The following is a 20,349-nucleotide window of genomic DNA, read 5'->3' on the forward strand; positions in this document are numbered from 1 at the left end:
ATGGCGGCCCTGCTGGAAGCCTACATTACCAACCTCGGCAAATATGCCGAGGGGCAGCTTGTGGGCGAAACGCTGAAATTCCCCACCACGGCGGAGGAGGTGCAGTCCCTCTTAAAGCGCATCGGCGTAGACGGCATACGGTATGAGGAGATTTTCATTACCAGCTTTGACGGCGATGTGCTGGGGCTGCATGAACACTTGGGCGAATATGAAAGCATTGACGAGCTCAACTATCTGGCCGCGCTGCTATCGGAAATGGATCAGAGCGATATTGAAAAGTTTGAGGCGGTCATAGACGCTGGCGAATACACAGGCAGCGTCAAGGACTTAATCAACCTCACACAAAATCTGGATTGCTTTGAGTTCTATTCCGGTGTCCGTAGTGACGAGGAATTGGGCCGTATGTATGTGCTGGAGTTCGGCGGTGTGGAAGTCCCGGAACACCTCATTGATTATATCGACTATGAGGCATACGGACGGGATGTGCGGATCAACGAAAGCGGCCACTATGCCCCCGGTGGATATGTGGCCGACAACCGCAGCAGCTTCATTGAGCATTACACAGGCCGGGATGACATTCCAGACGAGCACCGTGTTTTCTCCATGCCCAAGCTGTCTATCCGGGAGCAGATGTCTGCTTTCAAGGAAATTATAGACCGTTCCTCGCTGGAGGGTGAACGGAAACGGCCCACGCTGGGCCATACGGAACGATAACACACCTTGGGACAACTTGTCCCGAGGTGAGAAAGGAGGCGGCATAGCTGATAGAAGAAGATATTTCCCGGCGTACTGTTGCAGTTTCCGTCCGGGCCAGTAAGCTGACGGCGCGTAGCCTTGCCTATGTGGTGGCCGCTGTGGGACGCAAAATTGCCAAAGAACACCGCGCCCGGCAGATCCCTCACGGCAAACAGACGGTCAAGCAGCTTATGCGGCATGGCGTGTCTACCAACAGTCTGGAGCTGTCCGGCGATACCAAAAGTTTTGACCGGGTGGCCCGGAAATGGAATGTGGACTATGCCTTTTACAAGACAGGCCCGGACAAATACCTGTTGTTTTTCAAGGCGGGACAGGCTGATGCCATGACCGCCTGTTTCTCGGAGTATTCCAAAAAGGTGCTGAACAAGTCCAAGTCCAGGCGTATCCCCATCCGGGATCAGATCAAGCGGGCCGGAGATCAGCTTACCCGTGAAAAGCCCAAACAGCGGGAGCGCGTGAAGGAGGCGGTGCATGAAAACAGATAAGCTCCGAAAATTCCTCATTCCCAATATCCCGTATGTGTTCATCGGCTGGGCATTCCTCAAATTGAGTACGGCCTATCGTCTGACCGCTGGCGCGGATTTCCTAACAAAAGTAATGGGGATCGGCCAGACCATCGGCCCAGCCTTTGCCGATTTCGCACCGGGGCTAAACCCTGTTGACTGGCTGGTGGGTATCGTGGGAGCCGTGGCATTCCGTCTGTTCATCCACATGAAAAGCAAAAAAGCCAAGAAGTTCCGGCGTGACGAAGAGTACGGCTCGGCCCGGTGGGGCAACGAAAAGGACATCAAGCCCTTTGTCGATCCCAAGTTTGAAAACAATGTCATTCTGACCGGAACGGAGTTTCTCACCATGAACACCCGGCCCAAGATCCCGGCCAACGCCCGAAACCTCAATACCTGTGTCATCGGATCGTCCGGCTCGGGCAAAACCCGCTTTTGGCTTACACCCCAGCTTTTACAGGCCCATTCCTCTTTCGTGGTGGTAGACCCAAAGGGCGGCGTCCTGTCCCAAGTGGGCAGCTTTCTCCAAAAGCGGGGGTACAAAATCAAGGTATTCAACAGCATCGACTTCTCCAAGTCCATGCACTATAACCCGCTGGCGTATATCAAGAACGAGTCCGACATCCTAAAGTTCGTCAATGCCCTTATCTCCAACACCAAGGGTGAGGGCAAAGAAGGCGATCCGTTCTGGACGAAGGCTGAAACGCTCCTATACTGCGCCCTGCTGGGCTATATCATTTTCGAGGGTGCGGAGGAAGATCGCAATATGAATACGCTGGTGGATATGATTTCCGGCATGGAGGTCAAGGAGGATGACGAGGACTTTATGAACGCGGTGGACTATATGTTTGCCGGGTTGGAAAAGCGAAAGCCGGATTGCTTTGCTGTGAAGCAGTACAAAAAGTACAAGTTAAGCAGCGGCAAGACGGCCAAAAGCATTTTGATTTCCTGCGGCGCTCGTCTGGCTCCTTTTGACATCCCCCAGCTTCGGGAGATTATGAGCTACGATGAATTGGAACTTGACCGTATGGGTGACAGACGGACAGCAACATTTTTCTGTATCAGCGATACGGACAGCACCTACAATTTTTTGGTCGCGCTGGCTTTTTCGCAGATGTTCAATCTCCTGTGTGAACGGGCCGACAATGTGCATGGGGGACGCTTGCCCCATCATGTGCGCGTCCTGTGGGACGAGGCGGCCAATACGGGCCAAGTGCCGGGGCTGGAAAAGCTGGTGGCCGTCATTCGTTCCCGCGAGGTGAGCCTTGTACTGCTCTATCAGCAGCTTGCTCAATGCAAGGCCATTTACGATAAAAATGCGGAAACGATCCTCGGCAACATGGACAGCGTGATATTCCTCGGTGGCCGCGAGGCCAGCACTATCAAGGAAATATCGGAAAACTGGCTGGGCAAGTCCACGATCTCCATGCAGACGGATGGCCGCACACGGGGCCAGTCCGAAAGTTACAGCCAAAACATCCAGCGGCTGGGCCGGGAGCTGATGACCCCCAGCGAGCTTGCCACAATGCCCGGTGATCGGTGCATCTTGCAGCTCCGGGGCCTGCCCCCGTTCTATTCCCGCAAATACGATCTGAAGCAACACCCCAACTACAAGTTTACGGCTGAGGCCGACAAGAAAAACGCCTTTAACCTCGACAGGCTGATAAACCGCCGCAGGCGGCCCGGCCCCAACGAGGCTTGTGAGGTGTACGAAGTGGATGTGCCCGCCGAGGCGCTCACAGAAGAGGACGAGGACATCCTCAACTATGACGACCTCGACGATCCAGACGCTTTTGTATAAAACCTTGGGCTTTTAGGGTTCCCGCAAAATCAGCGATTTTGTGGGAAGAGGAGGCGCAACGGAGCGTGCGGAGTTTGGGACATTTTGTCCCAAAGTAGCAAAGCGAAGTTTGTGCCGACGAGTCCCGAGGTACGGACGCTGCCGCCCTACACGGGGCGGCTTTTTTCATGGCCGGGTATAGCCCGGAGAAAAGGAGTAATATATGCAGTTTTTCGCTTCTGCCATCAACACTTTGCAGACCCTCGTTATTGCCCTCGGCGCTGGCCTTGGCGTGTGGGGCGTTGTCAACCTGCTGGAGGGCTACGGCTCCGATAACCCCGGCGCGAAGAGCCAGGGTATGAAGCAGCTCATGGCTGGCGGCGGCATCATCGTGCTCGGCACCACTCTGATCCCCCTGCTGTCCTCCCTGTTTTAAGGGTTTAGCTTATGGGATTTCTCACCGACTGGCTTACAGACTGGATAAAAGGGCTGCTGATTGAGGGTATCATGGGCAACCTCACGGGCCTTTTTGATACGGTCAATACCCGTGTCGGAGAGATTGCGGTGCAAGTAGGGACGACCCCGGCGGCTTGGAACGCCGGGGTCTTTTCCCTCATACGGCAGCTTTCTGAAACGGTGATACTGCCGATTGCCGGTCTGATTTTAACCTTTGTTGCCACCTATGAGCTGATCCAGCTCATTATCGAAAAGAACAACCTACACGATCTGGACTACTGGATTTTCTTCAAGTGGATTTTCAAAACGGCGGCGGCTATTCTCATTCTCTCCAATACATTCAATATCGTCATGGCGGTATTTGATATGTCCCAGAGCGTGATTGCCAACGCCGCAGGGCTGGTGCGCGGCTCCACCGACATCAGCGCGTCCATGCTGGATAATCTGGAGGCTACCTTGGAGGCGATGGAAGTCGGCCCCCTGCTGGGTCTGTGGCTCCAGTCGTTCCTCATTCACATTACCATGCTTGCGCTGAACATTATTATTTTCGTCATCGTCTATGGGCGCATGATTGAAATATATCTGCTCACCAGCTTGGCCCCCATACCCGTGGCTACGCTCTCCAACCGTGAAATTGGCAGTATGGGCCAGAACTATATCAAGTCCCTGTTTGCTGTCGGTTTCCAAGGTCTGCTGATCCTTGTGTGCGTGGCCATCTATGCGGTGCTGGTACAGGGTATTGCCACAAGCGGCGATCCCATCGGGGCGATCTGGAGCTGCATCGGCTATACGGTGCTGCTGTGCTTCACCCTGTTCAAAACTGGCTCGGTGGCAAAGAGCATATTCGGCGCGCATTAAGAAAGGACAACGCCATGAACAAAACCACTTTGGAAAACAAGGGGTACCCCGCAAAGTCGGCAGACTTTGTGGGGAGAGGAGGCGCAACGGAGCGGGCGGATTTCGGGACAAATTGTCCCGAAGTAGCAGAGCGGAGTTTGTGCCGACGAGTCCCAAAGGCCCCGGATGGCCGGGTGTTGGAGCCCAGCGGCCTGTTCCTTATGGACGGGATCGAGGGCTTGCGCTCCTTGCCCCGTCATTCGGTGGATATGCTTTTGACCGATCCCCCATACGGCACGACCCGGAACTATTGGGATGTGCCGCTGCCGCTGATCGAGTTTTGGGAGGCGGTGCGCTGGGCGGTCAAGCCGGACGGCGCGGTGCTGCTGTTTTCCCAATGCCCCTATGATAAGGTGCTGGGGGCATCCAACCTTGCCATGCTCCGCTATGAGTGGATATGGTACAAAGAGCGCGGAACAGGCTTTCTCAATGCCAACCGCGCCCCGCTGAAAAAGTCCGAGAACATTTTGGTGTTCTACCAAAAGCCCCCGGTATATAATCCGCAGTTCACCTATGGGGAGCCGTACCGCAAAACCCATGCCCGAAGCGGGAGCAGTCCCAACTATGGCAAGTTTGAACGGGTCGGCACCGAGTCCAGCGATGGGCGACGCTATCCCAGCAACGTCCTTTTTGTGCCTACGGTGTCGCACACGATCCACCCCACACAAAAGCCTGTGGAGCTGTGCGAGTACCTCATTCAGACCTATACCAACGAGGGCGAGGTGGTGGCTGACATCTGCGCCGGCTCCGGCACAACTGCCGTTGCCGCGCTGAACACAGGCCGCCGCTTCATCTGCTTTGAAAATGCCCCCGTGTTCTACGGCCCCGCCGTGGAACGCATTGAACAGGCGCGGCTGGCCGTGGCCGGGGGCGGGAAAGGAGTGTGACAATATCGGAGGATATTCCATCATCTATGCCGATCCCCCTTGGCAGTACCAGCGGAGCAAGGTACAGGGGGCGGCTGAAAACCATTACCCCACCATGAGCATAGACGAGTTATGTGCGCTGCCTGTGGCCGAGATTGCGGCCCCGGACAGCGCACTTTTCATGTGGGCAACATTCCCGCAGCTCCCGGAGGCCCTGCGGCTCATTAAGGCGTGGGGCTTCAACTATAAATCCGTGGCCTTTGTGTGGCTGAAAAAGAACAAGAAGGCCGATAGCTGGTTTTATGGGCTGGGTTTCTGGACGCGGGGCAACGCGGAGATCTGTCTGCTTGCCACACGGGGCCACCCCAAACGGCAGGCCGCCGATGTCCACCAGTTTATCATTTCTCCCATCGAGGCCCATAGCAAAAAGCCGGACGAAACGAGGGACAAAATTATTTCCCTCATGGGCGATCTGCCCCGTGTGGAGCTGTTCGCCCGTCAGACCCCGCCCGGCTGGGATGTATGGGGCAACGAGGTGGAGCCGACAATCCGGGACTTCGGGACAATTTGTCCCAAGGAAGGAGTGTGACGGATGCCCTATGTAAATGTCCCCAACGACCTATCCAAAATCAAAACGAAAATCGCCTTTAACCTCACCAAACGCCAGCTTGTCTGTTTCGGCATCGGCGCGGCGGTGGGCGTCCCGGCCTATCTGCTCTCCCGTGGTGCCATCGGCAACACCGGGGCGCTGTTCGTCATGCTGGTGATCATGCTCCCGGCCTTTATGATGGCCATGTATGAAAAAGACGGGCTGCCCTTTGAAAAGGTGCTGCGAAACATCCTCAACACCCGGTTTCTGCGGCCCGGTGTGAGGCCCTACAAGACGCAGAACATCTATGCGTCATTCACAGGAAAGGAGGAGCCTATTGCAGAAAACAAAAAGTAAAAGCAAGCCAAAGGCAAGTAAGCGCCGGGCCGTGGTGTCTGCCCAGCAGACGATCCCCTATGTGGCGATGCACCCGGACGGCATCTGTCAGCTCCCCGGCGGGCTTTACACGAAAACGGTGGAATATGAGGACATCAATTATGCCGTTGCGTCCACCGAGGATCAGACTGCTATCTTTGGCGGCTGGAGCTCATTCCTCAATTACTTTGACAGTTCCTTGCCGTTCCAGCTTTCTTTCGTCAATCGGCGTTCCCGGTCTACCCACCGTTACAAGGTGAATATCCCGGCCCAGCAGGATGCGTTCAACAGCATCCGGGGCGAGTTCGTGGATATGCTCAAAGGCCAGATTGCCAAAAGCAACAACGGCATTGAACGCTCCAAATACATCACCTTTGGTCTGCCCGCTGGCAGCGTGGCCGAGGCCCGGCCCCGTCTGGATCGTGTAGAGGCCGATGTGATGGGCAACTTCAAGCGGCTGGGGGTACAGTCCCGGCCCCTCGATGGCCGGGATCGGCTGGCCGCCTTGCATGGGCAGCTCCACCCCGGCAGTCGGGAGCCTTTCCGATTTGCGTGGAAGGATATTCCCAGAACTGGCATGGGTACGAAAGACTTTATTGCCCCGGACAGCTTCGACTTCCGGCAGAGCCGTACATTCCGGGTGGGCCAGTCTTGGGGAGCTGCGTCCTACTTGCAGATTTTGGCGTCGGAAATGTCGGATAAGCTGCTGGCTGAAATCTTGGAGCTGGATGCCGAGCTGACGGTGACGCTCCATGTTCAGACGGTGGATCAGCTCAAGGCCATTAAAACCATCAAGGGTAAAATCTCCGATATTGGACGCATGAAGGCCGAGGAACAGAAAAAGGCTGTCCGGGCCGGGTACGATATGGAGATTTTGCCCCCCGACCTCATTACCTTTTCCAAGGATGCGGCAGAGCTGCTGGCCGATCTGCAATCCCGCAACGAGCGAATGTTCCTTTTGACCTTTACCGTCATCAACCTTGCGCCCAGCCGCCAGCGTTTGGAAAACGATGTATTTACCGTGTCCGGCATCGCGCAGAAATACAACTGCGCTCTGAAAAGACTGGACTGGCAGCAGGAGCAGGGTTTCCTGTCCTCGCTGGTGCTGGGGTACAACGGCATTGAGATCCAGCGCGGTATGACAACCAGCTCCACGGCGATCTTTATTCCCTTTATGACCCGTGAGCTGCGTATGGACGGACAGGCCCTGTACTACGGCATGAACGCCCTTTCCCATAATGTCATCATGGCTGACCGCAAAAAGCTGAAATCGGCCAACGGAATGTACCTCGGCTCCACGGGATCGGGCAAGTCCTTTGCGGCAAAAAGAGAGTTGATCAATGTGTTCCTTGCCACCAGCGACAGGATCGTGGTGGTAGACCCGATGGGCGAATATGCCCCGCTGGTGAGGCGGCTGGGTGGACAGGTCATCGAGATCGCCCCGGACAGCCCCAACCATATCAATCCTATGGACATCCAGCTATCCACCAATGACGAGGACAGCCCCCTGTCCATGAAGGCCGACTTCCTGTTGTCCCTGTGCGAGTTGATCGTGGGCGGCAAGGAGGGCTTGCAGCCCATCGAAAAGACGGTCATTGACCGCTGTGTGCGGCTGGTCTACCGGGAGCTGGCGCTGGGGATCGGTAGCGGGGATATGCCGCTGCTGCAGGACTTGTATGAGGAACTGCTGAAACAGCCGGAGCCGGAGGCCCGGCGTGTGGCAACGGCGCTGGAGCTCTACTGCACAGGCTCCCTCAACCTGTTCAACCACCCCACCAATGTCCAGACGGATGCCCGTGTGGTGTGCATCGTTCTGAAAGGCATGGGCGAAAACCTCCGCAAGATCGCCATGCACATTACAAACGAGTTTGTCACATCGGCTGTCAACACCAACCATGCCGAGGGCCTTGCTACTTGGTGCTACTTTGATGAGTTCCATATTCTGCTCCGCGATCCGCTGACGGCCAGCTACTTTGTGGCCGTGTGGAAGATGCTCCGTAAAAAGGGCTGCGTCCCCTCGGCGCTGACGCAGAATGTGAAGGACTTGCTGGCAAGCCGGGAAATCGAGGCCATTCTGGATAACACCGACTTTATGATCCTGCTGTCACAGGCCCAAAGTGACCGGGCGATCCTCGCAAAGCAGCTCGGCATTTCCGAGCATCAGCTCTCCTATATCACCCATAGCAATTCCGGCGAGGGTTTGCTGTTCTACGGCTCCGTGACCATCCCGTTTGTGGATCGTTTCCCCAAGGGTGAGATTTACAATCTGCTGACCACCCGCCCGGAGGATATGGCCCATGAGCGAAAGGACGAATAAGGGCGGGGCCACTTCGGGACAAAAAGTCCCAAAGTCCCCCAAAAGCAAGTTTAGAGCCAAAAGCCAGCAGGAGCAAACCGCCGAGTCCAAGCTGCGTATGGAAAAGCGCGGCGAACAACTGGATAAGGCCAAGAAAAAGCTGGCAAAGCAGAAACCGCCGAAAAAGTCCGGCCCCGTGAAAAAGGCGGGCCGGGCGGCGGGTGCAACCGTTCATGGGTATGTGCATGGCAAGCTATATGAGGTAGAGCATGAGAATGTCGGCACCGAAAGCGCCCACCGATCCGAGCTGGTCGGTGAGGCCGCCCTGCGCTCCACATCCCGGTATGTAAAAAAGCAAATCCGGGAGCACCCGGCCAAAGCGGTGCAAAAGGCCGAGTCCAGGCACATCAAGGCTACGGCGGATTATCAGTACCGGGCCACGGTGGAGGCCCACCCGGAAATGCAAAAGGGCGGCGCGGTGTCCCGGTATATCCAAAAGCAGAAAATCAAGCGGCAATACGCAAAGCAAGCGCGGGAGGCTGCAAAGCAGACGGCCAAGGCCGCAGAGAAAACGGCGGTCACAACGGAAAAGCTGGCGGCCCGGGCCGTGGCCTTTGTCAAGCGGCATCCTGTGGGGGTGTTGCTGTTCCTTGCCTGTTTTCTGCTGCTGGTGCTCATGCAGTCGTGTATGTCCTCTGCGGTGACGATTGGCAACGGCGTGGTGGGGGCCATCGGCGCGTCCACCTATGCCGCCGAGGATGCCGATCTGCGCGGGGCCGAGGCCGCCTACTGCGGGCTGGAGGCCGAGCTGCAAGACTATCTGGACAGCTACGAAAGCACTCACGATTATGACGAATACCACTTTGAGCTGGATGACATTGAACACGATCCCTATGTGCTGCTGTCTATTATCAGCGCCATACACGAAGGGGCGTGGACGGTGGACGAGGTACAGGGAACGCTGCAAATGCTCTTTGAAAAGCAGTACATTCTGACGGAAACGGTGGTGACGGAGCGCCGCTACTACCTCGAAACGGACACATGGACGGACGAAGAGGGCAACACCCATACCGACACATACCGGGTCTATTACGATTACTACATTTGCACCGTGACGCTGGAAAACTTCAACCTGTCCCATCTGCCCATCTACATTATGGGCGAGGATCAGCTCTCCCGGTACGCCCTGTATATGTCGGCGCTGGGCAACCGTCCAGACCTGTTTCCATCGTCCCCCTATGTGGCAAAGTACACCGCCGATCCCGTGGAGCATGAGATCCCGGAGGCGTATTTGGCCGACGAAACCTTTGCCGCCATTTTGGAGGAGGCCGAGAAATATATCGGCTATCCCTATGTATGGGGTGGGTACAAGCCCAGCACATCCTTTGATTGCTCCGGCTTCGTGTCCTATGTCTACAATCAATGCGGCTGGGACTTTGGGCGGTTGGGGGCGCAGGGGCTGTATAACATCAGCCGCCGCACCAGCTCACCCCGCCCCGGCGATCTGGTGTTCTTCACCGGGACTTATGATACCCCCGGCGTTTCCCATGTGGGTATCTATGTGGGCGATGGCTGGATGCTCCATTGTGGCGATCCCATCGGGTATGCCAATCTCAACACAAGCTACTGGCAGTCTCATTTCTACGCCTACGGGCGGTTATCGTGAAGGAGGTTATCTATGGCAACTACGAAAAGCGCGAAAATCGAAGCCGAGATCGAAAAGGTCAAGGCCAAAATCGCGGAACAGCAGACCAAACTGAAAGAACTGGAACAGCGCAAGGTGGAGGCTGAAAACAGCGAGATCGTGGACATCGTGCGCGGCATGAGCATCCCTCTCGCGGAGCTGCCGCTGGTGCTCCAGCAGCTCCGGGCCGGGAAAACCTTGGGACAAAATGTCCCGAAGTCCGAGGAGGTGGCTGCGGAATGAAAAAGCTGCGTGTTCTTTTACTGACGCTCTGCGTGGCCGTGTTCATGTGCGGCTTTACCGTGACGGCCCATGCCGGGGGCGGTGACGAGTACATCGAGCCTACCGACCAGTGGGAAGGGCTGGAGGAGCCTACCCCCACCACCGAGCCGGGGGTAGGCTTTTCTGACGAGGGCAACCTTGTCACCCGCGATCTGCTCTATGACGAGCACACCAACAAGCAGTTTATCACCGTCCAGACCAGCGGCGGCAATACATTCTATATCGTCATTGACTACGATAAGCCCGTGGACGAGGACGGCGAACAGTACGAAACATACTTTTTCAGCATTGTGGACGAGGCCGATCTGCTGGCTGCTATGGAAGCCGCCGGGATGGAAGTCCCCGCCTGTGCCTGTACGGATAAGTGCATGGCCGGGGCCATCAACACCGATTGCCCCGTATGCGCCACCAACATGACCGAGTGCGTGGGCGTGGAGCCCGAGCCGGTGGAGGACACCGAGCCTGTGGACGATCCCGAGCCGGAGCAGCCCGAGGACACAGACGGCAATATGGGTACGATCCTGCTCATTTTGGCGATTGCCGCCGTGGGCGGCGGTGCTGGCTGGTATTTCAAGGTTTACCGCCCCAAGCAGCAGCGGGCCACAGAAGCGGTTGAGGAGGACTACGGGGACGAGCTGGATGCCTTTGACGATCTCGAGGACGATACGCCCCCTTGGGACGAGGACGAGGTATGAGCCGGGAACTGACCCGCGAGGAAAAGAGGGCGATCCGCAAGCTGGTGTTTTCCCTGTGTGCGAACTATGATCGGGAGTATGGGTGCTTACCGCTGGACGGCCCCTGTTATATGCTGGGGAAATGCTGGACGGGAGCCTACTGCCGCTACTTCCGGGATGCCGTTCTGCCCAATGATCCGGTGCTGGAGGCGGCGCTGACCGCCGAAGGCCCGGTCCCGGAAACGCGGCCCTGCCCGATCTGTGGGCGACCTTTCCTCCCGGATGGCCGGACACGGTATTGCTCTGCGGCCTGTTCCGCTACTGCCCTGCGAAAACAGAAGCGGGATTATATGCGTAAAACAAGGCGCTGACCCGTGGAAAATTAGGCCCGAAAAAACCGCCTGTATCAAGGCTTTTCGGGGCCGCTTGTGGGGTGGGGTGTATCATTTCATACCCCACCCCTGTTTTCGCAAAATACTTTCCACTTTTTGAAGGAGGTGTACCGTGGAGAAAAACGCCGGATATGTGATCCGCGAGTCCGTTCTCTTTGACAACAAACGGGGATTTGCCATCGCGGAGCATGGAAACCCCAAAGTCCCGGCTCCCTTTGTCACATGGCAGTTTGCCGAAGAGAACGGGCGGCGGGATTATTATTGGGGCCATTACCACGCAGACGAGGCATCGGCTCAAAAGGATTTCAAGGATCGAGCCGCCGACTACAAGCGGATGTATAAGGTGCAGGAGGTCAAGCCCCGCACGATTGCCCAGCAGATGAAAGAGGCCGCAAAGCTGGCCGAGGCTGACCGGGGCCGCGCTGCCCCGAAAAAGACTACCCCCGACAGGGGCGACAGATAGGAGGATCGCTATGCCCGAAAAGTATGACCCGCTGAAAAGCGCGGAACTCACCACCGAGCAGAACTATAATATGATCGACGGTATTCTGAACAACGGCCCGGCCCCGGTGCTCCCGCCCGAGGAAAAGCCGCTGGATAAGGTGCGGGAGATCCCGCCCAAACGCCGCAGCAGGGAGCGCGAGGAGCGTTGACGAAAAAGCGCCGTCGCTGCGTCCATCTCAATGTCATGGTAACGCCCGAGGAGCAGGAGCTGATCTATGAGCGCATGGCCGAGGCGGGTATTCAAAATATGGGAGCATATATGCGGAAAATGGCCCTCAATGGGTATGTGCTCCATGTTGATCTTGCGGATGTGCGGGAGCTGGTGTCCTTGCAGCGGCGGTGTGCAAACAACCTCAACCAAGTGGCGATCCATGCCAATACCTACGGCATCTACCCCTCGGAGATCGCTGCGCTGCAAAAGGACTATGCAGACCTGTGGGGGCCGCTGTCCGTTCTGATTAAAAAGCTGTCGGAGGTGGTGGAGCTATAACAAAACGCGGGGAGCACAGGTTTATACCTTGCTCCCCGCATTATTCTGTTTCATCGGGCAAATATGCGATTATGTCGTCAAGCTCACAATCAAGTATTCTGCAAAGGGCATCCAGCGTGTTGGTAGAAACGGATTCATTCGCTTTCAGCCTACGCACCGTGGAGCTACTGATCTCCCCTTTGACCTGCAAAGTGTATGTGGTTGCATTTTTGCGCTTCATAGTTTCCCACAATGGGGCGTATGAGATCATCCGGCCTACCTCCTTTCACGCTTGCTTATATAAACATTATTGCCTATAATTGACCTAAAGCGTGATAGGCAATATTGCCCATACCAAGGCGGGGCAATTTCAGAAAAGAGGTTTGGATAATGGGAGAGAAAACTTGTTGTGTAACAGGCCATCGTGATGTGCCAGTCGGCAAGGAGCAGTATGTGGAAGAAGCACTACGGAAAGAAGTGCTGGCTGCGATTGCAGCGGGATATACCCGTTTTATCTCCGGGTTTGCCGATGGTGTTGATCTCACTTTTGCCGCCATAGTTGCAGCGGAAAAGAAACAAAATAGCTGTTTGCAGTTGGAGGCCGCGCTCCCATATCGAAACCGTATCAATGCTAAATCTCCCTTGTTTCAAGAATTGCTTGCTTGTTGTGATCGCGTGTATGTTCAGTCTGAAAAATCCAATCGCCAATGCTACCATGAACGCAACCGCTACATGGTACTTTCCTCGGATCGGGTAATTGCCGTTTATGACGGGAGATCCACGGGCGGCACTTTTTACACCATTCGTTTTGCACAGGCAAACGAAAAGGAAATTCGCATCATTGAGATATAATCCTTGGGACATTTTGTCCCAAAGTAGCCCGGCCATCGACATCCTTGTTTGCTTATATGGGCGGAGTTATAATATTGGTAGGAGGAAACCCATCAACTTTTACAGGAGGTAGCCGCTTATGATCGTTCTGAAAATCCTTGCCGCCCCCTTTGTGGTGGTGCTCACCGTTCTGGCCGCCGTGGTGTCTTTTCTGTTCTGTATGGCAACTGCGGTTTTCGTTGTGGCCTGTGTGGTGCTGACCCTGCTTGCCGTGGCCCTGTTCATCAGCGGCCAGACGCTGGGCGGGATCGTGTTCCTTGTCCTTGCGTTTCTGATCTCTCCCTATGGCATCCCGGCCATCGCGGAGTGGCTGGTGGATAAGCTGCACAATCTCAACTTTGCTCTGCGGGGCTTCATCACAGGCTGATACTTCGGGACAATTTGTCCCAAGGTAGCATGACGGCGGCTGAACACAGCCGCCGTTTTTCTTACAGGAAGGAGGGCTGCCTACGGCAACGACCTATCTCAAAAAGCACAAAATCAGCAAGGGAGAAACTATCGCGCAATCGCTGAAGGATCGGTTTGAATACGGACAAAACCCGGATAAGACGCAGGGTGGCGAGTTGATTTCTTCCTATGCCTGCGACCACATGACCGCCGATGCGGAGTTCCTGTTAAGCAAGGCAAAGTACCGGGCTGTCACGGGCCGGGAGCAGCGCCGGGATGCCGATGTGCTGTGCTATCAGATCCGGCAGGCGTTCAAGCCCGGAGAGATTACCCCGGAGGAGGCCAATCGCATCGGCTACGAAACGGCGATGCGCTGGACGAAGGGCAAGTACGCCTTTTTCGTTGCCACCCACACAGACCGCCAGCATATCCATAACCATATTTACTACAATTCTACTTCGCTGGATTGTACCCGGAAGTTCCGGGATTTCATCGGCTCGGCCCGCGCTGTGCGGCGGCTCTCGGATCGGGTGTGTCTGGAAAATGACCTGTCCGTGATCCTCAATCCCAAGCTACATAGCAAGGGCCGCTTTCTTCACTATGGGGCATGGCTGGGAGCCGAGCGCCAGCCCTCTTATAAAGAAAGGCTGCGCCTTGCCATCAACGATGCTCTCGCAAAAGGCCCCGCCGATTTTGCCGACTTTCTGCGGCTCATGGCGGAGTCCGGGTATGCGGTCAAGCATGGGCGCGGCGGTGTGATCTCGTTCCTTGTTCCCGGACAGGAACGGGCAACGCGGCTCCGGGCATCCACCCTTGGGGAAGGTTACGATCCCGAGAACATTCGAGCCGTGATTGCCGGGAAACGACCCGTCCCGCATATCCACGATGCGGCGGCTCCCACGCCCAGGCGTGTCAATCTCATTGTGGATATACAGGAGCGTCTGCGCTCCGGCAAAGGCCCGGCCTATGAACGGTGGGCCAAGGTGTATAACCTCAAACAGATGGCAGCAGCCCTCATGTTTTTGCAGGAGCACCAGCTCACCGAGTATGACCAGCTCGCTGCGCAAGCTGACGGAACGGCCCAGCGGTTTCATGCGCTGGCCGGGGAACTGCGTCAGACCGAGGCTGACCTCGCCAAAACCTCCGCGCTGATGGAGGCTGTGGTGCAGTACGCCAAGTCCCGGCCTGTGTTCGAGGGGTACAAGGCGGCCCGGTACAGCAAGAAATATCTGGCCGAGCATGGCCCGGAGCTGGCCGACTACCGGGCAGCGAAGGCGGCACTCAATGAGCTGCTGGACGGTGAAAAGCTCCCGAAGATGGACGCGCTAAAAGAAAAACGCCGCAAACTTGCAGCGCGAAAAAAAGCCCTCTATGCCGAGTACCGGGCGGCCCAGCAGGAAATGCGGGAGGCCGTGGCGGTCAAGGCGAATATCGATCATCTGCTCGGCCTGTCGGACGAGCGCAAAAATAAGGAACAGGAGCGATAAGCAACGGTGACGCAGACAACAGACTTCGGGACAACTTGTCCCAAAGTGCCGGGTTTGGGGAGGCTCCCCAACAAGCGTTTTTGCAGCCCCCACGGGATGCAAAAATAGCAAGTGTGGCTACACTTGCCCTGCTTGCCATTTGTGCGCTCCTCTCAAAATAGCGCAAAACGTCTTGACCGATTCGGTTATTTATGTTACACTGTATACAAATAACCGATTCGGTTATTTGAAGGAGCAGAATAGTAATGGAAAAATTTTTAGCGCTTTCACAGGAGAAACAGGCAACAATCCGTAATGCGGCGCTTGCCTGTTTCGCAAGACATGGATATGAAAAAACGTCAATCAATGATATTGCGGTAGCGGCAGGTATCTCAAAGGCGTCTATATTCCAGTATTTTGGAAATAAGCAGACACTTTACCAGTATTTATTTGATTACTGCGCTGCCCAAATGAAGCAAGCCTATAACACGAGTGCATTGGAGGAAACTACGGATTTCTTTGACCGTGTATGGGAAGCCAGCGTTATGAAAGTGGAAAACTTAAAAAAGCACCCGCATATTGCGTCGTTTATTGCAAGTGTGGCAGTGGAACCAACGCCTGAATTGAAAAGTGCCATATTTTCAGAAGCAAATGAAAAATATATCGCATCGCTTGTTCTGCATGAGCGGGATTATAAAAAATTCAGACACCCGGAGGATGCAGAATTAGTGTTTCAGATGCTTATGATGCTTGCAAAGGGTATGTCCGTTCAGTTGGAAAGTGGAGTGGATTATGACAGCATGATGAAAGAGTTTCGAAACATCCTAGATATGTTGAAACACAACTTTTACAAGGAGGAATATTTGCCATGAGCAAGCCGGTAATTGTCCTAAACGAACTTACAAAAAGCTATGGAAAACATCGAGGAATTGAAAACATTAGCTTTACTGTTGAACAAGGCGAGGTTTTCGGCTTTATTGGCCCCAATGGAGCAGGAAAATCTACCACAATCCGTACTCTAATGGGCCTGCTGAAACCCTCCAACGGAGGAGCCTCTATCTTTGGGTTAGATTGTAGTCGGGAGCCCGCCCGTATCGCAAAGGATGTGGGGTATCTTCCCAGCGAAAACTGTTACTACAACAATATGAAAGTAAAAGAAATGCTTTTCTACACAGCAGAACTCTATGGTGTGAATGCCCACAGCCGGATGGAAGAATTAGCGGAGCGGTTGAATTTAGACTTATCCAGGCGAATTGGCGATTTGTCTTTAGGGAACAAGAAAAAAGTTGGCATTGTGTCGGCTCTGTTACCCTCTCCGAAGTTGCTGATTATGGACGAGCCTACCAGTGGCCTTGACCCGCTCATCCAGCAGGCTTTCTATGATATTCTGAAAGAAGAAAACAAACGAGGTGTGACCATTTTTCTGTCCTCCCACGTTTTGAGTGAGGTGCAAAGACTTTGTGACCGTGTAGCCATTCTGCGGGAGGGGAAGCTGATCAGTGTTCAATCCATGAAGGAACTGCGGGAAAACGGATACAAGAAAATCTCGCTGACAGCAAAAAGCGCCATTCCAGAGGATTTCTTTTCTGTTCCCGGTACGGCTAATTTAGAGTGGGACAAGAGCAAGACTTCTGTATCCTTTATGTTCAGCGGACCAGTTATGATGATTATGAACCAGCTTCATCGGCTGGAGCTGGAGGATATTTTAATTGAGGAACCGTCATTGGAAGAAGTATTCCTCCACTACTACGAATAGGAGGTCGTTATGTTGATTTTTCGATTTGAATGGAAACGAAAACGAAAATATATTCTGATTTGGGCCGCAACTCTTGCGGTCTGTATCTTCTCCATGACGCCAGTGTATTATGGCATGATTGAAACGGTGGAAACTTTGCCTGTGGAATTTACACAGGGAGGCTTTTTTGAAACGGTTGGTATTTCTCTGGAGCTATTGATGGAGCCACTTGGTATGTACTCGTTCCTCACAGGCTTTTTTATGGTTGCAGGGGGGATTTTCGGGATGCACTTGGGGCTGTCGTTACATACAGAAGAGTGTACGGGAAATACGGCTGAATACTTATACACAAAGCCTTGTGGACGGAAACAGATTTATATGGGAAAGCTGCTATGTGCGCTTGCCGGAATATGTGTAACAGGGATTTTTTATCTGGCGACTTCATTTCTAACGATGACTCTGTTCCGTTTCGGATTTCCCATCGGGGAATTTTTCTTGGTGGCAGGTTCGTTTATTCTCATCTCCCTCTTTTTTGCACTATTGGGACTGATGGTTGGAATATTTCACCCCAATAATCGTTCCCCACTTCTGACAGCCGGATTGGTTGTGTTTGTGGAATATTGTATCACTTCTTTTTCGAGGACTGTCAATATCCGGGCAATCGGCTTTTTATCGCCGTTTTCTTTTTTCAGTCCAGCGGAAATCCACAATGCTGGAACTTATTCATGGGACTATATGCTCTGGTATCTGCTCCTGCTGTTTGGGTTTGCGCTGCTGGCATACTGGAAAATCTTGAAGCGGGATATTGCGTTGGCTGTGTAAAGGAGGAAACGAATGAAGGCGTTAGTGAAAAACGAGCTGCGCTTAACAAGAAAACTACTGCTGATCTGGATGGGAATTGTCTTGATTTTGTGTGGCTTCGCTTACTTTGAGTATTTGTCACTAAAGGAAAGCCTCAATGAGCTGACAGGGCTAATATCGAATTTTCCGAAAATTCTGAAAGCTATGTTTGGTGTGAGCGGTGATCTGACTTCTGCTTTGGGCTGGTATGGCTGTATGTATTATTGGGTCACGATGCTAACCAACAGCTATGCGGTCTATCTCGGTGTTTCGTGTGTAGCGAAAGAACAGGCGCAGGGAACGGCAGAATATCTATTTACAAAACCAGTGGGTCGCAACAAGGTTGTCTGTGCCAAAGCAGTTGCCTGTGTATGTAATTTGCTTGCACTTGCGGTATTCAGCGGGTTATGTAATTATTTTACCGCCATTTTACCGCTAGGCGGTTTAGAGCAAAGAAACGCTGCTTTTACCACCACATTGGGCCTGTTTTTGACAGGGTTGACTTTGTTTGCAATCACGCTTCTGGCCTCCAGCCTGACGAGAACCTATAAAGGGGCTGTTCGGATAGGCGCGGGAATATTATTGCTCTTTTATGGCATCAGCATCACCGCCGAATATCTTGAAGCTCCAATGCTGTACTGCTTAACGCCATTAAAATTCTTCGATGTTTACACAGTGGCAATAAGTGGAATACAGTTTTCGTTCTTCCTATTGGCTATGATAATTGCGATTGGTTCTGTTATCACAGCTCAAAAAGTTTGGACGCTCAGGGAAATTTGAAATGAACGATATGGATAGCTTCGAGTGGCTGCTATGTCCTGTCTGTAACAGTAAAACTCGTATCAAGCTGCGGTTAGATACTGAGCTGAAAAACTTTCCTTTGTTTTGTCCTAAATGCAAACAAGAAACTTTAATCAGCGTAGAAAAATTTAAGATTTTAGTTATCACAGAGCCAGACGCACAGACGCAGAGCCGATAACCCGTTAGCCCTCAGGCGCGGATTATCGGCTCTTTTGTTTTCGGCGGCTGTCAATTAAAGCCGCCGCGTTATACGACGACTTTATGAGGAACACGGCGGTTTCCGAGGAGGGATCGTCGTGTTCATTTTGCTTTTTCATAGTACGCATGATCTTCACCAGCTAAAAAAAGCGTAGCTCCCCCTCCGGGCAAGTCCGGCATTGGACGCGAAATTTGCCAGTACATTAAGAATAATGTCATTTCACGCGCTTGTGTGGCATCACGCCATGCGAGCGCGTTTTTCTATACCCACCTTGGGACAAGTTGTCCCGAGGTAGGCAGGGGCGGCCCCGGCTGCCGATCCCCGCCATCCCCCGTTCAGATCGTCCACCCACAACAAAAATCTGAACGGAGGAAAATATAATGACTACTATCAATCTGAAGGACTTTTACTCTTGGCACACCCATGATGAATATATCGAAGTTTCCGATGAAGTGGCCGCCGAGCTGCGGGCCGACAAGCTGTATGAGGCTGCCTACCAGCGGCGGATAATCCGCAATAAGGCACAGTATTCCCTCGACTGTGATGATGGGATCGAATACTCTGCCTGCCTTTCCGAGCCGACCCCGCAGGAGCTGCTGGAGCGCATGGAGCGTTTCTGCGATCTGTGGAACGCGCTGAACACTTTGCCCGAAACGCAGGGGCTTCGCATTGATGCCTGTATCATTGAAGGCAAGAGCATGACTGAGGTTGCCGAGGCCGATGGCGTAAGCGTGGCCGCCGTACATAAATCTATCCAGCAGGGTTTGAAGTCCATGAAAAAATATTTGCAAAATGTTTGATGTAGGGGGTTAAAAAACATCTTCCAAATGTCCTTGGTATATGAGAGGAGTTGATCCTCTCCACAACTGAATAGCGGCGGCTCCGGGCATAGTGCGAGGAGCCGGGCGGCGGGTGCGCCAGGACTTCTCCAACACGGAGGACGAGCGATCCACACCAACGCCGCAAGTGGGGACTTGCCACCCCACGGCCACGATCCGCGAGTGGACAGGCTGGCAGCCTGTCCCCCGGAGCTGCCGCACCACCCCAGCAAGGAGCGTCGCGCCGAGTATAGCTGTCTTATGACGGGCCAAGAAAATGAGCGCGGCGCTCCTTATTCTAACTTCGAGACAAATTGTCCCAATGTGGAGAAAGGCAAAAGGGCGACACCCAATCGCGGGTGCCGCCTTTTCGTGTTTCCCCAACAGACAACGGGGATCAATCAGTTCTACGCCATTTGTGAAGGAGGTCATCTATGGAGCGCACAAGAGAATTAACCACTTTCGCCATTGACGGTTATCAAATATCCGCTACCTTTGCCGATAGCAGAAACACAACGGCCCTCGGCCATGTGAAACAGATTTTGCTATCCTCTTTTGCCAACAATGCCGCCAAGCATACCCACGGCGACATCCTTGCAATCCACCCCAATCGGAGCGATAATAATAGTGGGGGTAGCCCCTATGTACCTTGAAAAGTTCATATCTCCCGCGTATTGATTCGCTCTTTT

Annotated in this window: 27 protein-coding genes; 26 read left to right on the top strand and 1 reads right to left on the bottom strand. The window is 53.9% G+C overall.

Annotated features, from left to right (window positions below; all coding sequences use genetic code 11):
- From BQ5375_RS06345 to BQ5375_RS06420, 16 genes are all read left to right on the top strand, one after another.
- Complete coding sequence (locus tag BQ5375_RS06345; RefSeq protein WP_076917612.1) at positions 1-714, top strand: antirestriction protein ArdA; 714 nt, start codon at positions 1-3, stop codon at positions 712-714.
- A 128-nt stretch (positions 715-842) separates the two neighbouring features.
- Positions 843-1,241: a PcfB family protein gene (locus tag BQ5375_RS06350; RefSeq protein WP_083687530.1), complete on the top strand. Its 399-nt coding sequence runs from the start codon at positions 843-845 to the stop codon at positions 1,239-1,241.
- Entirely contained in the window at positions 1,228-3,060 is a 1,833-nt protein-coding gene (locus BQ5375_RS06355) for a VirD4-like conjugal transfer protein, CD1115 family (RefSeq protein WP_076917614.1), read from the top strand. The genes BQ5375_RS06350 and BQ5375_RS06355 overlap by 14 nt, the downstream gene beginning before the upstream one ends.
- A 202-nt stretch (positions 3,061-3,262) precedes the next feature.
- Positions 3,263-3,475: a Maff2 family mobile element protein gene (locus tag BQ5375_RS06360; RefSeq protein WP_058722652.1), complete on the top strand. Its 213-nt coding sequence runs from the start codon at positions 3,263-3,265 to the stop codon at positions 3,473-3,475.
- Between the two features lie 11 nt (positions 3,476-3,486).
- Positions 3,487-4,353: a VirB6/TrbL-like conjugal transfer protein, CD1112 family gene (locus BQ5375_RS06365; protein ID WP_015574146.1), complete on the top strand. Its 867-nt coding sequence runs from the start codon at positions 3,487-3,489 to the stop codon at positions 4,351-4,353.
- A gap of 200 nt (positions 4,354-4,553) precedes the next feature.
- Entirely contained in the window at positions 4,554-5,279 is a 726-nt protein-coding gene (locus tag BQ5375_RS06370) for a DNA-methyltransferase (RefSeq protein ID WP_076918095.1), read from the top strand.
- Between the two features lie 4 nt (positions 5,280-5,283).
- Positions 5,284-5,847, top strand: a complete 564-nt coding sequence (locus BQ5375_RS06375; protein ID WP_076918096.1) for an MT-A70 family methyltransferase — start codon at positions 5,284-5,286, stop codon at positions 5,845-5,847.
- Between the two features lie 3 nt (positions 5,848-5,850).
- Positions 5,851-6,204 (top strand): PrgI family protein, encoded by a 354-nt coding sequence (locus BQ5375_RS06380; protein ID WP_015544973.1) that lies wholly within the window; start codon positions 5,851-5,853, stop codon positions 6,202-6,204.
- Positions 6,155-8,539 (top strand): VirB4-like conjugal transfer ATPase, CD1110 family, encoded by a 2,385-nt coding sequence (locus tag BQ5375_RS06385; RefSeq protein WP_407937709.1) that lies wholly within the window; start codon positions 6,155-6,157, stop codon positions 8,537-8,539. Before BQ5375_RS06380 ends, BQ5375_RS06385 begins: the two co-directional genes overlap by 50 nt.
- Positions 8,520-10,184, top strand: a complete 1,665-nt coding sequence (locus BQ5375_RS06390) for a C40 family peptidase (protein ID WP_015574144.1) — start codon at positions 8,520-8,522, stop codon at positions 10,182-10,184. The genes BQ5375_RS06385 and BQ5375_RS06390 overlap by 20 nt, the downstream gene beginning before the upstream one ends.
- Before the next feature lie 12 nt (positions 10,185-10,196).
- Positions 10,197-10,445, top strand: coding sequence for a DUF4315 family protein (locus tag BQ5375_RS06395; protein WP_015574143.1), 249 nt, complete (start codon positions 10,197-10,199; stop codon positions 10,443-10,445).
- Positions 10,442-11,179 carry a DUF4366 domain-containing protein gene (locus BQ5375_RS06400; RefSeq protein WP_015574142.1) on the top strand — a complete coding sequence of 246 codons (738 nt, stop codon included), beginning with the start codon at positions 10,442-10,444 and terminating at the stop codon, positions 11,177-11,179. The genes BQ5375_RS06395 and BQ5375_RS06400 overlap by 4 nt, the downstream gene beginning before the upstream one ends.
- Positions 11,176-11,529, top strand: coding sequence for a cysteine-rich VLP domain-containing protein (locus BQ5375_RS06405; RefSeq protein WP_015544972.1), 354 nt, complete (start codon positions 11,176-11,178; stop codon positions 11,527-11,529). Before BQ5375_RS06400 ends, BQ5375_RS06405 begins: the two co-directional genes overlap by 4 nt.
- Positions 11,530-11,662: 133 nt before the next feature.
- Positions 11,663-12,013 carry a hypothetical protein gene (locus BQ5375_RS06410; protein ID WP_022131682.1) on the top strand — a complete coding sequence of 117 codons (351 nt, stop codon included), beginning with the start codon at positions 11,663-11,665 and terminating at the stop codon, positions 12,011-12,013.
- A 10-nt stretch (positions 12,014-12,023) separates the two neighbouring features.
- Positions 12,024-12,203, top strand: a complete 180-nt coding sequence (locus BQ5375_RS06415; protein ID WP_015544971.1) for a DUF4316 domain-containing protein — start codon at positions 12,024-12,026, stop codon at positions 12,201-12,203.
- Positions 12,200-12,544, top strand: a complete 345-nt coding sequence (locus BQ5375_RS06420; protein ID WP_022131683.1) for a plasmid mobilization protein — start codon at positions 12,200-12,202, stop codon at positions 12,542-12,544. The genes BQ5375_RS06415 and BQ5375_RS06420 overlap by 4 nt, the downstream gene beginning before the upstream one ends.
- A 40-nt stretch (positions 12,545-12,584) precedes the next feature.
- On the opposite strand, the gene BQ5375_RS06425 is transcribed toward BQ5375_RS06420, so the two are convergent.
- Positions 12,585-12,794, bottom strand: a complete 210-nt coding sequence (locus BQ5375_RS06425) for a helix-turn-helix domain-containing protein (protein ID WP_015544970.1) — start codon at positions 12,792-12,794, stop codon at positions 12,585-12,587.
- 119 nt (positions 12,795-12,913) lie between these two features.
- Here BQ5375_RS06425 and BQ5375_RS06430 point away from each other — a divergent pair, with 119 nt between their 5' ends.
- The 10 genes from BQ5375_RS06430 (at position 12,914) to BQ5375_RS06480 (ending at position 20,313) form a co-directional block, all read left to right on the top strand.
- Positions 12,914-13,375, top strand: a complete 462-nt coding sequence (locus tag BQ5375_RS06430; protein WP_015574141.1) for an SLOG family protein — start codon at positions 12,914-12,916, stop codon at positions 13,373-13,375.
- A gap of 118 nt (positions 13,376-13,493) precedes the next feature.
- Positions 13,494-13,781 (top strand): CD1845 family protein, encoded by a 288-nt coding sequence (locus BQ5375_RS06435; RefSeq protein ID WP_015544968.1) that lies wholly within the window; start codon positions 13,494-13,496, stop codon positions 13,779-13,781.
- Positions 13,782-13,923: 142 nt separating this feature from the next.
- Entirely contained in the window at positions 13,924-15,288 is a 1,365-nt protein-coding gene (locus tag BQ5375_RS06440) for a relaxase/mobilization nuclease domain-containing protein (protein ID WP_071429069.1), read from the top strand.
- Between the two features lie 245 nt (positions 15,289-15,533).
- Entirely contained in the window at positions 15,534-16,139 is a 606-nt protein-coding gene (locus BQ5375_RS06445; protein ID WP_076917617.1) for a TetR/AcrR family transcriptional regulator, read from the top strand.
- The gene (locus tag BQ5375_RS06450; protein ID WP_015574139.1) at positions 16,136-17,023 is read left to right on the top strand and encodes an ABC transporter ATP-binding protein; all 888 of its coding nucleotides are present in this window, start codon (positions 16,136-16,138) and stop codon (positions 17,021-17,023) included. Before BQ5375_RS06445 ends, BQ5375_RS06450 begins: the two co-directional genes overlap by 4 nt.
- 9 nt (positions 17,024-17,032) lie before the next feature.
- Positions 17,033-17,824, top strand: coding sequence for an ABC transporter permease subunit (locus BQ5375_RS06455; RefSeq protein WP_015544018.1), 792 nt, complete (start codon positions 17,033-17,035; stop codon positions 17,822-17,824).
- A 12-nt stretch (positions 17,825-17,836) separates the two neighbouring features.
- On the top strand, positions 17,837-18,622 hold the full coding sequence (locus tag BQ5375_RS06460; protein ID WP_015574138.1) for an ABC transporter permease subunit: 786 nt from the start codon (positions 17,837-17,839) through the stop codon (positions 18,620-18,622).
- Position 18,623: 1 nt separating this feature from the next.
- A complete protein-coding gene (locus BQ5375_RS06465; protein WP_015574137.1) occupies positions 18,624-18,821 on the top strand; it encodes a cysteine-rich KTR domain-containing protein in 198 nt (65 codons plus the stop codon).
- A gap of 401 nt (positions 18,822-19,222) precedes the next feature.
- Entirely contained in the window at positions 19,223-19,642 is a 420-nt protein-coding gene (locus tag BQ5375_RS06470) for a sigma-70 family RNA polymerase sigma factor (protein ID WP_015574136.1), read from the top strand.
- 452 nt (positions 19,643-20,094) lie between these two features.
- Positions 20,095-20,313, top strand: a complete 219-nt coding sequence (locus tag BQ5375_RS06480; protein ID WP_015574135.1) for a hypothetical protein — start codon at positions 20,095-20,097, stop codon at positions 20,311-20,313.
- The last annotated feature ends 36 nt before the right edge of the window (positions 20,314-20,349 follow it).

Origin of the sequence: Negativibacillus massiliensis (assembly GCF_900148495.1) — a bacterium.
GTDB classification, from domain to species: domain Bacteria; phylum Bacillota; class Clostridia; order Oscillospirales; family Ruminococcaceae; genus Negativibacillus; species Negativibacillus massiliensis.